9 protein-coding genes and 2 pseudogenes are annotated in these 13,069 nt (G+C 53.4%); all 11 read left to right on the forward strand.

Features of this window, described 5'->3' with window-relative positions; all coding sequences use genetic code 11:
* Nucleotides 1-4 precede the first annotated feature (4 nt).
* The 11 genes and pseudogenes from mraY (at nucleotide 5) to sigE (ending at nucleotide 12,972) form a co-directional block, all read left to right on the forward strand.
* Nucleotides 5-967 carry a phospho-N-acetylmuramoyl-pentapeptide-transferase gene (gene mraY, locus B0W44_RS06665; protein ID WP_077719379.1) on the forward strand — a complete coding sequence of 321 codons (963 nt, stop codon included), beginning with the start codon at nucleotides 5-7 and terminating at the stop codon, nucleotides 965-967.
* Nucleotides 964-2,331, forward strand: a complete 1,368-nt coding sequence (gene murD, locus B0W44_RS06670) for a UDP-N-acetylmuramoyl-L-alanine--D-glutamate ligase (RefSeq protein WP_077719380.1) — start codon at nucleotides 964-966, stop codon at nucleotides 2,329-2,331. The genes mraY and murD overlap by 4 nt, the downstream gene beginning before the upstream one ends.
* 64 nt (nucleotides 2,332-2,395) lie before the next feature.
* Nucleotides 2,396-3,492, forward strand: a pseudogene (spoVE, locus tag B0W44_RS06675) (stage V sporulation protein E).
* Nucleotides 3,493-3,595: 103 nt separating this feature from the next.
* Nucleotides 3,596-4,711: an undecaprenyldiphospho-muramoylpentapeptide beta-N-acetylglucosaminyltransferase gene (gene murG, locus B0W44_RS06680; RefSeq protein WP_077719381.1), complete on the forward strand. Its 1,116-nt coding sequence runs from the start codon at nucleotides 3,596-3,598 to the stop codon at nucleotides 4,709-4,711.
* A 115-nt stretch (nucleotides 4,712-4,826) separates the two neighbouring features.
* A complete protein-coding gene (gene murB / locus B0W44_RS06685; protein ID WP_077719382.1) occupies nucleotides 4,827-5,735 on the forward strand; it encodes a UDP-N-acetylmuramate dehydrogenase in 909 nt (302 codons plus the stop codon).
* A gap of 103 nt (nucleotides 5,736-5,838) precedes the next feature.
* Complete coding sequence (locus B0W44_RS06690) at nucleotides 5,839-6,633, forward strand: cell division protein FtsQ/DivIB (RefSeq protein WP_077719383.1); 795 nt, start codon at nucleotides 5,839-5,841, stop codon at nucleotides 6,631-6,633.
* A 281-nt stretch (nucleotides 6,634-6,914) separates the two neighbouring features.
* Nucleotides 6,915-8,174, forward strand: coding sequence for a cell division protein FtsA (gene ftsA / locus B0W44_RS06695; RefSeq protein WP_077719384.1), 1,260 nt, complete (start codon nucleotides 6,915-6,917; stop codon nucleotides 8,172-8,174).
* Between the two features lie 35 nt (nucleotides 8,175-8,209).
* Nucleotides 8,210-9,310, forward strand: coding sequence for a cell division protein FtsZ (gene ftsZ, locus B0W44_RS06700; protein ID WP_077719385.1), 1,101 nt, complete (start codon nucleotides 8,210-8,212; stop codon nucleotides 9,308-9,310).
* A pseudogene (locus tag B0W44_RS06705) lies at nucleotides 9,261-10,975 on the forward strand (amidohydrolase). The gene ftsZ and the pseudogene B0W44_RS06705 overlap by 50 nt, the downstream one beginning before the upstream one ends.
* A 343-nt stretch (nucleotides 10,976-11,318) precedes the next feature.
* Nucleotides 11,319-12,227, forward strand: a complete 909-nt coding sequence (spoIIGA, locus tag B0W44_RS06715; RefSeq protein ID WP_169835457.1) for a sigma-E processing peptidase SpoIIGA — start codon at nucleotides 11,319-11,321, stop codon at nucleotides 12,225-12,227.
* A gap of 22 nt (nucleotides 12,228-12,249) precedes the next feature.
* Nucleotides 12,250-12,972, forward strand: a complete 723-nt coding sequence (sigE, locus tag B0W44_RS06720) for an RNA polymerase sporulation sigma factor SigE (RefSeq protein WP_077719389.1) — start codon at nucleotides 12,250-12,252, stop codon at nucleotides 12,970-12,972.
* Nucleotides 12,973-13,069: the final 97 nt, after the last annotated feature.

Here is a 13,069-nt window from a genome sequence, read left to right on the forward strand (position 1 = left end):
CCCTATGGACGTGCGCGAAATTTTGATACCGATTGTCGTCTCATTCCTCATAACAGTACTGGTCTCTCCCCTGTTTATTCCAGTTCTGCGGCGGCTGAAGTTTGGGCAGAGCATACGGGAAGAAGGGCCGAGAGCTCATTACAAAAAAGCGGGAACGCCGACAATGGGCGGAATTATTATTTTACTTTCCTTGACGTTGACATCTCTCGCATTTGTACAGCGCAACACCGAATGGTGGATCCTGCTGTTTGCTACGTTAGGTTACGGAGCGATCGGTTTTTTGGATGACTTTATCAAAATAGCGTTAAAACGTTCCCTCGGGTTGACGGCTAAACAAAAATTGGCCGCACAACTCATCGTCGCCGGCGGCTTGTACTGGATTCTCATCCGAAATGGGTTTTCGACTGATCTTTCGGTGCCGGGGACGGATTGGTCCATTGATTTAGGATGGCTGTATTTTCCCTTTCTTGCCCTCATCATGTTGGCGACGAGCAATGCCGTCAACTTGACGGACGGGTTAGACGGCCTGTTGGCCGGTACGGCTGCCATCGCCTTCGGGGCGTTTGCGGTCATTGGCCTGATGTTCAGTCAGTACACGGTGGCGCTGTTTTCTGTTGCCGTCGTCGGCGCATTGCTCGGTTTTCTCGTTTTCAACGCCCACCCGGCCCGTGTGTTTATGGGGGATACCGGCTCTCTCGCCCTGGGAGGAGGGCTTGCCGCGACGGCAGTGCTGACCAAATCTGAACTGTTGTTAATCGTGATCGGCGGTGTGTTCGTCATTGAAACGCTGTCGGTCATGTTGCAGGTGATGTCGTTTAAACTGCGGGGTAAACGCATTTTTCGCATGAGTCCCATTCACCATCATTTCGAGTTGGCCGGCTGGTCGGAGTGGCGCGTAGTGGCGACGTTCTGGGCGGTAGGGTTTCTGTTCGCCGCCGTCGGGTTGTTACTGGGGGTGAAGGGATGACGTTACAGCTAGACTGGTCGGGCAAACGAGTGCTCGTGCTCGGACTGGCCCGGAGCGGCGTCGCGGCTGCAAAGCTGCTGCACCAGGCTGGTGCCCATGTCACGGTGAACGACAGGAAAGAGCGCCGGGATGCACCGGAAGCGGCCGAACTGGAACAGTTGGGCGTGCGTGTCGTGTGCGGCGGTCACCCTCCTGACCTCATTCACGAAAAACTGGACTGCGTCGTCAAAAACCCGGGCATACCGTACAGCATCCCTCCCATCCAACAAGCGTTGCGACGACAGATTCCCGTCGTGACGGAAGTGGAGATCGCGTATTTGTTCACCCAGAGCCCGTTTGTCGGGATCACGGGGTCCAACGGCAAGACGACAACCACGACCCTCGTCGGCGAAATGTTAAAAGCGGGCGGGATTCGCCACGTCGTGACGGGAAACATCGGACAAGCTTTGACAGAAGTCGCCCATAAGACGCATGAACGGGAATGGATCGTGGCGGAGTTGAGCAGTTTTCAACTGAAAGGGACTGTTCGGTTCCAGCCGCGCGTGGCGGCCCTTTTAAATATCGTCCCCGCCCACCTCGATTACCACGTCACGATGGACGACTACATCGCATCGAAACAAAAGCTGTTTGCCAATCAAACGGGAGACGATATGGCCGTCATTAACGCTGACTGCCCAAGGAGCGCGGAACTGATTCCGGAAGTGAACGCCACCGTGTTTACTTTTTCACGGCGGCAACGCGTCGAACAAGGGGCTGATGTGCGCTCAGGGTGGATTTACTTTCACGACTCGAACGGGAAGAGCGAACGGATACTGCCTGTAGAAGAAGTGGCGTTGCCGGGCGGGCACAACTTGGAGAATGTCCTGGCGGCGGTCGTGATTGCTAAACAGTGCGGCTGTACGACAGCGGCCATTTCTGAGACACTGCGCCGCTTTAAAGGGGTGGAACACCGATTGGAGTTCGTCCGCGAACGGGACGGGGTACGCTATTACAACGATTCCAAGGCGACGAATCCTACGGCCACGATTCGCTCTTTGGAATCGTTCAGTGCCCCGGTTGTGCTCATTGCCGGAGGTTTAGATCGCGGCGTAGACTTTCGCGAACTGGTACCTGTGTTTCGGGAACGGCTTTACGGCCTCGTCGTTTACGGTCAAACGGGTGACATCTTGCTGCAGCGGGGTGTCGAGGCGCGTGTCCCCGTCGTCAAACGGGTTGACCGTTTGGAGGAGGCGGTTCGCGAGTCCAGTCACATTGCCCGACCCGGCGACACGGTCCTCTTGTCCCCCGGCTGTGCCAGCTGGGACCAGTTTACGTCGTTTGAAGAAAGGGGAGGCATGTTTAAACAAGCTGTGCATAGGCTTTAACAAGGACTAGCTTTATGGGCTGTTCCTTGCCGTTTTGAACAGTCTGTCGAAGGGTGGCCTTGTGATGCCTGAGGGACAAAAACCTCCCGACATGTGGCTGATGGCAGCCACGGGACTGTTGCTGTTGATCGGTGTTTTAATGGTGTACAGTGCCAGTGCCGTGATCGCTTATCACCATTTTGACGACTCCCTTTTTTACGCCAAGCGGCAGTCGTTGTTCGCCGTTCTGGGCGTTTTGGCTATGATGTGGGTGCTGCGCATCGACTACGGCGCATTCCGAAAGTGGTCTAAACCGGCTCTCATCGCATGTTTTATTTTGCTCGTCGTCGTCCTCATTCCCGGTGTAGGCATTTTGCGCAACGGAGCCCGCAGTTGGCTGGGAATCGGGGCATTTAGCATCCAGCCGTCGGAATTCACGAAGTTGGCCATGATCGTCTTTTTAGCCCACTGGCTCGCTGATCACCAGCGCAAATTAACGCGTTTTACTGCCGGACTGCTCCCGGCACTTGCCGTTCTCACTTTGGCTTTCGCCCTGATCATGCTGCAACCGGACCTGGGGACGGGAAGTGTCTTGTTCGCGTCGGGTTTATTGATGGTATTCGTGGCCGGCATGCGTGTGAAACACATGCTGGCACTGATCGGGTTAGGGGTGGTCGGTTTAGTCGCGTTAATTGTGTCGGCTCCTTACCGCATTCAGCGCATAACCGGGTTTATCGACCCGTGGCAAGACCCCCTCGGCTCAGGTTACCAGATTATCCAATCGCTGTACGCAATCGGTCCGGGAGGGCTGATGGGGTAGGCTACGGCATGAGTAAACAAAAGCACCTCTACCTGCCGGAGCCGCAGACCGACTTTATTTTTTCGGTTACAGCGGAAGAGTTGGGGTTTTTAGGAGGCGCGACCGTTATCATTCTCTTTGCGATTGTCGTCTGGCGCGGTTTGCACATCGCCTTTCGAGCTCCGGATTTGCCCGGCACGTTGATGGCAGTCGGCGTCACCGGACAAATTGGCATTCAAGCGATTATGAACATAGGGGTCGTGACGGGAGTCTTTCCCGTGACCGGGATTACGTTGCCCTTGTTAAGTTACGGCGGATCATCCCTCACGTTGACGATGCTCTCAATCGGGGTACTCTTAAACATATCCCGTCACACTCGCTAGCCATTTCGTTTACGGCCGCAAATTATGTATAATGAGGACATTGACTGTTCGCTTGGTGGTGCCCGTTCAGGCACTAGTGTCTAAGCGGAAAAGGGTGGTTAGTTTGCGCGTACTGTTAACCGGCGGCGGAACCGGCGGACACATATACCCCGCCCTTGCCATGGCCCGTGAACTGGAAAGGCGCTCACGGGATCATGAGATGTGTTACATAGGGACGGAGGAGGGGCTGGAAGCCGACATTGTGCCGAAAGCGGGAATTCCGTTTGAATGCGTGAATGTACAAGGGTTTCGGCGTCAACTGTCATGGGACAACGTGCGGACAGTGAAAAAGTTTGTGCAGGCGACACGTCGGTCTAAGCGATTGATCCAGTCCTTTGCGCCAGATGTGGTGATCGGGACAGGCGGATACGTGTGCGGGCCTGTCGTCTACGCGGCACACAAGTTGGGAATTCCCACTTTAATCCACGAACAAAATGTCATTCCCGGGTTGACGAACAAGTTTTTAGCTCGTTACGCCGATGTCGTCGCCGTCAGTTTTGAAGGTTCGGAACAATATTTTAAAAGGGCAGCCTGTCTCGTTCACACTGGCAATCCGCGGGCGTCGGAAGTGGCTGCCGCCAGTAAGGTGAACGGGCGTACGTCGCTCGGGATCGCGAAGGATGACACGAAACCGATCGTCCTTGTCGTCGGGGGAAGCAGAGGGGCTCGCCCCATCAATGAAGCGGTCGTTCACATGGCGCCGCGCATCCTGGAACAAGATGCGTTTTACGTCGTGTACGTCACGGGAAACGTTCACTATGAGGACGTATCCCGTCAATTGGGCGACGTGTCAAGCCGTCAGCTGATCGTCAAGCCGTACATTTACAACATGCCGGAAGTGTTGGCAGCCTCCAGTCTTGTCGTGAACCGGGCGGGGGCGTCGACGTTGGCCGAAATAACGGCACTCGGATTGCCTTCGATTTTGATCCCGTCACCCTATGTCACTAACAATCACCAGGAGGCCAACGCCCGCTGGCTGGAAAAACAAGGGGCCGCCAGAGTGATACTGGAGCGGGAACTTTCCGCAGACACGCTGTGGCGAGAGATTCGCGAGGTGATGGAGCACCAAAGCCGACGGGAGGCGATGCGCCAAGCGGCCGCTAAACTGGGGCAGCCGCAAGCTGCCGGCCGGATCGTAGAAGAGTTGGACAAGTTAGTGAACAAGCGAGGCGTTCACTAATCTGATCAGTCTCAAAGGGCTGCTGTCACGATTACGAAAAGCCAAGCATAAAATGCAGTATGCCTCGCTTGACGTTGCCGACCGTGTGAGCGGTGGACAAAGGAGGTTCGTACCCGTGCAAAAGATTGTGCAGCTGTTGCGCCAGGCAGGCGTCTCGCGTGTGACGGCCGATGAGCCCTTGGCTCACCACACAACGTGGCGGATCGGAGGGCCTGCCGATGTGTTTGTTTACCCCAAAAGTAAAGATGAGTTGCAAAAGGCGATGCACATCCTCTACCAGGAAGGGATTCCGTGGCGCGCCATAGGGCGGGGGTCTAATTTGTTAGTGAGGGATGCCGGCATTCGCGGTGCCGTCATCAAGTTAGGGGATGGACTGGACCACGTGACGATCGATGGCGTTCAAGTCACCGCGGGAGGCGGGTACTCTTTCGTGGGCCTGGCTGGCAAAACGGCGAAGGCCGGTTTGACCGGATTGGAATTCGGAGTCGGAATTCCTGGCACGGTAGGCGGTGCTGTCTACATGAACGCAGGAGCCCACGGGTCGGACGTCTCGAGAATCCTCGTCTCCGCCGAAGTGATGCTGGACACGGGGGAGTGGGAGATCATGACGGCGGAAGATTTGAAGTTTCGCTACCGCACGAGCGCCCTTCAAGAAGACAAACCCGGCATCGTAACAGAGGCAACCTTCCGCCTAACCCCCGGCAACGCCGAGGAAATTATGGCGAATGTACGAGCCTACAAACAGAGGCGGAGCCGCACACAGCCTATTCAATACCCTTGTGCCGGCAGTGTCTTTCGCAACCCACCGGGAGATTACGCCGGAAACTTAATCGAATCTGCAGGGTTAAAAGGGTATCGAATCGGGGATGCAGAAGTGTCTGAGCTTCACGCCAACTTCATCATCAATCGCGGAGAAGCGACGGCAGAGGACGTCCTGGCGTTAATTTCCCACATACAACAAATCGTAAAAGATAAATTCGGCGTCGAACTGCAAACGGAAGTTCAGGTGGCAGGCGAAGAGTAAACGAAAGTGTCAGTTTTATGAGGTGTTCTGCCTTTTGCACGACTGTGAGATCTGTTAAAATAATATCGTATCAAAGCGATGATATAAAGAGGAGCCGGTAAAAGTGCCTGCCTCCATTCCTCCCTTTCGAGAAAAAAAAGCAAAAGTGACCCATCCGAACCGTTGGGCGATTGGGTTTATCCTTTTCTTTTTTATATCCGCCCTCGTGTTGCTATTCTTTCAATCCCCGCTGAGCAAAATTCAACACATTGAGATAAAAGGTCAAGAGACGTTGGAAGAAAACGAGATTGCAGCACAAGTGTCATTAGCACCTGGCGTGCAGTTTTTCGAATGGGACCGGGAGAAAGCGGAGGAGAGACTTAGGAAATATCCGCAAGTAAAAGATGTGGCAGTCACAAAGATTTTTCCTGGGAAAGTGGTCATCACCCTCAGTGAGTGGCGGCGGGTTGCCTTGTGGCTTCATGCAGATGACGGTTCCGTCGACCGGTTGCACCCCGTTTTAGAGAACGGTTCTGTTTTAGACGAACCGTGGGATGGAAAAGTGGACAAGCCCCTGCTTCGCGGGTGGGAGGACGTGTCGAAGGTGAAAGCCCTCAGCCAGGAACTGGCAAAAGTTGAACCAGAAACGCTGCGTACGCTTTCGGAAATTCACCCACATGAGAGTGACTTGTACGATGACGAAGTGCGCGTTTTCACTGATGAAGGGAATGAAGTTATTACGCGTATCTCCACTTTCCGCGACAACATTGCCCAATACCGAAAGTTTATTCCTGACGATGCAAGAGGTATTGTGCACATGACGTACAGCGAAGACTTCGGGTGGTTTGAACCTTACGTTAAAGAAGACACGCGAGACGAGGAGCAGGGGAGTGAAGCAGACGATACGAGACAGCCGTAAAATGTGCCCAAAATTCTTGAAAAATGCCCCTTTTTCGTCGATACAGAGCAATAGGTGGCAGAAGGGGGAGAAATAGAAACTTGAACGTCGCGTTTTCCGTTTTCAAAAGGAGAGCCCGTGTAAAAGCGAGCCTTCTCCCAATAAACTCTTCCCAATCCGCTAAAGATACGGTAGAGTTAGAATAACGATCGACGTAATATTTTCCACTGCAAAATTTGCACAGAAAAAAGGAATTGCTCGATGATCTGTGGAAATAAACACATATCGGTCTTTAAAGTGGGATGCAGAGGAGGTGCCACCGGTTGAGCAGTGAGTTTATCGTGAGTTTGGACATGGGATCATCCAAAGTCCGCGCCATTATTGGAGAAATAAACGACGGAACGATCCAGATTGTCGGTGTAGGCACTGCCGAGTCCCGGGGAATCAAAAAAGGAGCCATTGTCGACATCGATCAAACCGTTCATTCCATTCGCGAAGCTGTCAATCAAGCGGAACAAATGGTCGGAATTGACATTGATGAAGTGTACGTGGGCATATCAGGGAATGACATCGAACTGCATGCCAGTCACGGGGTCGTCGCTGTCTCCAGTGACGACCGGGAAATTAGGCAAAAAGACATTGAACGGGTGTTGCAAGCATCCCGTGTCATTGCCATACCGCCCGAGCGAGAAATCATCGATGTCGTACCAAAACAATTTTTAGTAGACGGGCTTGGCGACATCCAAGACCCGCGCGGGATGATTGGCGTTCGTTTGGAAGTTGAGGCCACCGTCATTACAGGGTCTAAGACGATCTTGCACAACGTGATCCGCTGTATCGAGAAAGCGGAACTGGGCGTTGCCGGAATCTATTTGCTGCCGCTCGCCAGTAGTGAGGTGGCTCTGTCAAAAGACGAAAAACAGCTCGGTGTTGTACTGGCCGACATCGGGGCAGGGACGACGACGATCGCCGTTTTTGAACAGGGAAACTTGGTGGCTTCACGGGTTATACCGATCGGCGGGGAATACATAACGAATGACGTATCTATCGGCTTTCACACGCAGTTCGATATAGCTGAGAGAATTAAAGTCAAATACGGGTGTGCCTTGATCGAAGACGCCTCACGAGATATTCAGTTTAAAGTTTCCCGCATTGGAAGCAACGAAGAGCAGGAGTACAACCAAGTAGATCTCGCGGAAATTATTGAACCGCGGGTCGAGGAAATGTTTGTTTTGATCCGGCAGGAATTAGAGCAAATGGGTTACAGGGAGCCTCCTGCGGGAGGGTATGTCCTGACAGGAGGGGTGATGTCTTTAGCCGGGACGATTAAAGTCGCCCGGAATACGCTGGCGAATTCCGTCCGCGTCGCTGAACCGGACGATGTCGGAGTGCGGGACCCGTCTTACACGAGCGGGGTCGGTGTCATACGCTTCGCGCTCAAGCAACAGCCGGGATCCACGCGCTCGTCCACAGGCGGACAGAAGAAAAAAACAAGACGGACGGTTCGTCGGAAGGAACCGTTTTTGCAGCGGGTCAAGAGTTGGCTGAGCGAATTTATTTAATGGATTTTGGAGACTGACTGCGAGGGGGAACGACGATGTTAGAGTTCGAAATGGATGTTGAACAAGTCGCGCAAATAAAAGTCATCGGTGTCGGTGGCGGGGGCAGCAACGCCGTGAACCGAATGATTGACAGCGACGTGAAAGGTGTCGAGTTCATCGCCGTCAATACGGATGCTCAGGCGCTGAACCGTTCACTGGCTGAAACGAAACTGCAAATTGGAGACAAGTTGACCCGGGGACTGGGGGCTGGTGCCAATCCGGAAATCGGGAAGAAAGCGGCAGAAGAATCACGGGAGAGTATCGAGAACGCGTTAAAGGGTGCGGACATGGTATTCGTGACGGCCGGAATGGGCGGTGGAACGGGTACAGGAGCGGCACCGGTCATTGCAGAAGTCGCCCGGGAGGTGGGAGCGTTGACGGTGGGCGTCGTCACTCGACCGTTTACGTTTGAGGGACGTCGCCGTTCACAGCAAGCGGAAAACGGGATTGTGGCGTTGAAAGACAAAGTCGATACGCTCATCGTCATTCCGAACGACCGTCTTTTGGAAATTGTGGACAAAAATACGCCGATGTTGGAGGCTTTCCGTGAAGCTGACAATGTTCTCAGGCAAGGTGTACAAGGCATTTCTGACTTGATTGCCGTTCCTGGACTCATCAATCTCGACTTCGCCGACGTGAAGACGATCATGACCGAGCGCGGCTCGGCACTGATGGGAATCGGCATGGCCACGGGAGAGAACCGGGCGGCTGAAGCGGCCAAAAAAGCGATCTGCAGTCCCCTGTTGGAGACATCCATCGACGGGGCGCGCGGCGTGTTGATGAACATCACCGGGGGCACCAATCTCAGTTTGTACGAAGTCAACGAAGCGGCAGACATCGTCTCCTCGGCTTCGGACCCGGAGGTCAACATGATATTCGGTGCCGTCATTAACGAAGATTTAAAAGACGAAATACTCGTGACGGTCATCGCGACTGGTTTTGAACATCAAGAACAGGGGCAGGCAAAGCCGAGCAAGCCCCAGTTCCAACGCACCCGAAGTGTCAACGACAACCACGAACTGAATATCAGGCCGTTCAACAAGCCGGATGACAATCTGGACATTCCGACGTTTTTACGGAATCGGCGTAACAAATAATTCGGTACAAGGCCGCGTTGTGACTAAAAACAGCCTCATTTGGGCTGTTTTTACATGGGAGGAGTTTTTGGTGGGTGACGTACTGTTCACGGGGGGAAAAATTGCGACCCTGGATTCAAATGGAACGATCGCGGAAGCCCTCGTTGCGAGGGACGAGCGCATATTGGCCGTCGGGAGTGCGCACGAGTTAGAGCTTCAGTTTGGCCGTCACGGGGTGAAGCGAGTAGATTTGGGTGGAAAGACCGTCGTTCCGGGATGGATCGACAGCCACGCCCATCTCATCGGATACGGGATGAAGTTGCTGCGACTTTCGTTGGAAGACGTGACCGACCGGGCAGAACTCATTCGCCGGTTGAAAGAGAAAGTGGCACACACCCCTCCGGGTGAGTGGATCGTCGGAATGGGATGGGACGATAACCATCTCAGTGGCGGAGATATGCTCAACCGCTTTGACCTCGATGCGTTGTCGCAAGTGCATCCGATCGTGCTCATTCGCGTCTGTACCCATGTCGTCGTCGTCAATTCGTTGGCATTGAAAATGGCCGGAATGGATCGATTGAGGGCTGATCCCCCGGGTGGAAAAATTTTGCGCACGGAAGGCGGAGAACCGAACGGATTTTTGTTGGAAAAAGCGGCGGAAATGATGAAGCGGCACGTGCCGGAGATGACGAAGCACCAACTGGAAAAAGCGACACAGCTGGCGATCCTTGAAGCTCACAAGCTCGGCCTGACGAGTGTGCATACGGAAGATATCCGTTATGCCGGGGGAGTGGACCAGACGTGGTCGATTTATCGACGGCTGATAGGGCCCAGTGCTTATCGGCTGCGTTGCCATCTTCTCATCCACCACGACGGGTTGAACGAGTTGTGTAAACGCAACTGGTCGACGGGATACGGGGACGACTGGATAAAGGTTGGAGCGATGAAAATTTTTGCAGACGGTTCTTTGGGCGGAAGAGGGGCTTGGCTGTCTGAACCTTACGCTGATGCACCGGACCAGACGGGCGTACGCGTACACTGTCACGGCGTGATGCTTGAGCTGATTCAAAAAGCGCGCAGACAGGGCTTGGCCGTCGCTGTTCACGCCATCGGGGATGCGGCACTGGAACAGATCCTCTCCGCGTTGGAACGCGTCCCTTCGCTGTCGTTTCCTGACCGGCTCATCCACGTGCAAGTGATTCGTCCCGACCTTGTCACACGGATGAAAAAAAGCCATGTCGTCGCCGATATTCAACCGCGGTTTGTCGTCAGCGACTTGCCTTGGGTGAAAGAGAGACTGGGAGATTCTCGCCTGAAGTGGTCTTACGCGTGGAAGACGCTCATGGACGCTGGAATTCCGTTAGCGGGGGATCTGACGCTCCAGTTGAACCCCTCAACCCACTGTTAGGTGTTCACGCAGCGGAAACGAGGCGGGCGCCTGGAGTGGAACATGAAGGTTTTTTTAAGGAACAGCGCCTCAGCCGCATGGAGGCGATCCACCTTTATACGAGGGGAGGGGCTTACGCCAGCGGCGAACTGGATGTGAAGGGCACACTTGAACCAGGCAAACTGGCCGATTTTGTCGTCCTCTCCCACGATATTGTGGACGAACCAGATCCGGACGTCCTGTTAGACGCAAAAACTGAAATGACTGTAGTCGGAGGAGAGATCGTGTATTCGTGGTAAACCTTCCGCTGTCAGTGCACGCGTTAGTGGCTCCCTGCTGCCTTTTCCAAAATGCGCTCATGACCTTCAGGTATGCTACTTGATGCTTGCAGAACCAACCCCTTTCCGCGCACCGTCTCGTTTTTTTGACGAGTGCGTTTTCCCTCCAAGCGAACCGTTTTTCATAGATGGCGTCCATGGACGCCCCCTTCTTCCTAATCTCCCCTCACTGATGACACTTCAACACAAAAAGGTACACTGTTCGACGAAAAAAATTATCAGCCTACTAGCATGTTTTGACAGCCTTCGAAATAGAATTGGGTATATACTGTTTACACCTTCACTTTTTGAGAGGAGTTTGGACATGACGGTGTATGCGGACATGGTCTTTCTCCTCAATTTTTGCGTGGACTTTCTGCTCCTCTGGCTGACGATGGCCATTCGCAAGCAGAAAACCGCGTATTGGCGGTTAGCGGTAGCCGCCGTACTCGGGGCGTGCTATGCCGTCATGATGTTAGCTCCTGTCGCATCGTGGGTGTTTGCGTGGGGTGTCAAATTGTTATGGTCGTGCCTGATGGTGTTCGTCGCGTTCGGATACCGCAGTAGGCCTGCCTTTTTGCGCAACTGGGGCGTGTTTTATTTCACGTCGTTTGTGGTGGGAGGCGGCATGTTCGCGGCACACTATTTTTTGCTCGATCACCAAGAGGCTTTAAACGGTCTACTGGTAACCCAGTCCGGTGGGATGGGAACACCGGTGACGTGGACGTTCGTGGTCCTCGCTTTCCCGCTGGTGTGGTTCTACTCCCGACTCACCTTTAAATCTTTGGCCGAAAGGCAAGACATTCACCACTTTCTCGTACACGTGGAGATCCAGATCGGGAAACGAGGACTACGCACGGTAGGGTTTATCGACACGGGCAATCAACTCCGCGATCCGTTCACGCGGACGCCGGTGATGATAGCGGAACACAGATTAATCGCCCCTCTGTTGCCCCCACCCGTAAAAAAAGCCGTCAAAGAACGCGACGTGACCGCGGGTTTGTCACGGCTTCCGCCTGAATGGGGGACCCGGATGAAACTGATCCCTTACCGCAGTGTGAGGCGGGGAACTGACTTTCTCTTGGCGTTGAAGCCGGACAAGGTTCAGGTCGTGCGGGAAGGGCGCACGTTTAGTGTCAACGATGTGCTCATCGGGTTGGACAGTGGACCGCTGTCTTCTGACGGCACGTACCAAATGATTGTACACCCGGCGTGCGTGGATGAAGCGGTTTAAACGATTGGAGGAGGGAATAAAAGTGTTCTTAAAGTGGAAATGGTTTTTTTATTTGTGGTGGTACCGCTTCTTACTGTTAACGGGAATCAAAACGGAAGAGATTTACTACATTGGCGGCAGTGAAGCGCTGCCCCCTCCTTTAACGAGGCAAGAAGAGGAACATTTACTGCAAAAGCTCCCGTCAGGAGATGCCGCTGTTCGCGCGGTGTTAATTGAGCGCAATTTGCGCCTCGTCGTCTACATTGCTCGCAAGTTTGAAAACACCGGGATTAACATTGAAGACTTGATCTCTATCGGCACGATCGGTTTAATCAAAGCGGTGAACACGTTCGATCCGGAAAAAAAGATCAAGTTGGCGACGTACGCGTCGCGCTGCATTGAAAACGAAATTTTAATGTATTTGCGGCGCAACAACAAAATACGGACCGAAGTCTCTTTCGACGAGCCGCTAAACATCGACTTGGACGGAAATGAGCTACTGTTGTCCGACGTGATGGGAACAGAGAGCGATACGATTTACCGCGACATTGAAGACGAAGTAGACAAAAAAATTTTAAAGAAGGCGTTAGAGACGTTAAACGAACGCGAGCGGACGATCATGAAACTGCGTTTCGGCCTGGAAGGCGGGGAAGAAATGACACAAAAAGACGTCGCCGACCTGCTCGGTATTTCACAATCGTACATCTCGCGTTTAGAAAAACGGATTTTAAAACGGCTGCGCAGAGAATTCAACCGTATGGTGTGATTGCTAAAGTATATTTTCCTGCTGCAAGATCATTCGCCTTTTTTAAAAAAATCAATGACGTGTGATATTGGAGGCGAACTTATAATTTTCCTTCCCG

Origin of the sequence: Novibacillus thermophilus (genome assembly GCF_002005165.1) — a bacterium.
Taxonomy (GTDB): Bacteria; Bacillota; Bacilli; order Thermoactinomycetales; family Novibacillaceae; genus Novibacillus; species Novibacillus thermophilus.

Excerpts from the sequence above, each read along its gene's own strand:
- ftsA (WP_077719384.1), top strand. The coding sequence starts at position 6,915 with ATGCAGAGGAGGTGCCACCGGTTGAGCAGTGAGTTTATCGTGAGTTTG.
- ftsZ (WP_077719385.1), top strand. The coding sequence starts at position 8,210 with ATGTTAGAGTTCGAAATGGATGTTGAACAAGTCGCGCAAATAAAAGTC.
- murD (WP_077719380.1), top strand. The coding sequence starts at position 964 with ATGACGTTACAGCTAGACTGGTCGGGCAAACGAGTGCTCGTGCTCGGA.
- spoIIGA (WP_169835457.1), top strand. The coding sequence starts at position 11,319 with ATGACGGTGTATGCGGACATGGTCTTTCTCCTCAATTTTTGCGTGGAC.
- mraY (WP_077719379.1), top strand. The coding sequence starts at position 5 with ATGGACGTGCGCGAAATTTTGATACCGATTGTCGTCTCATTCCTCATA.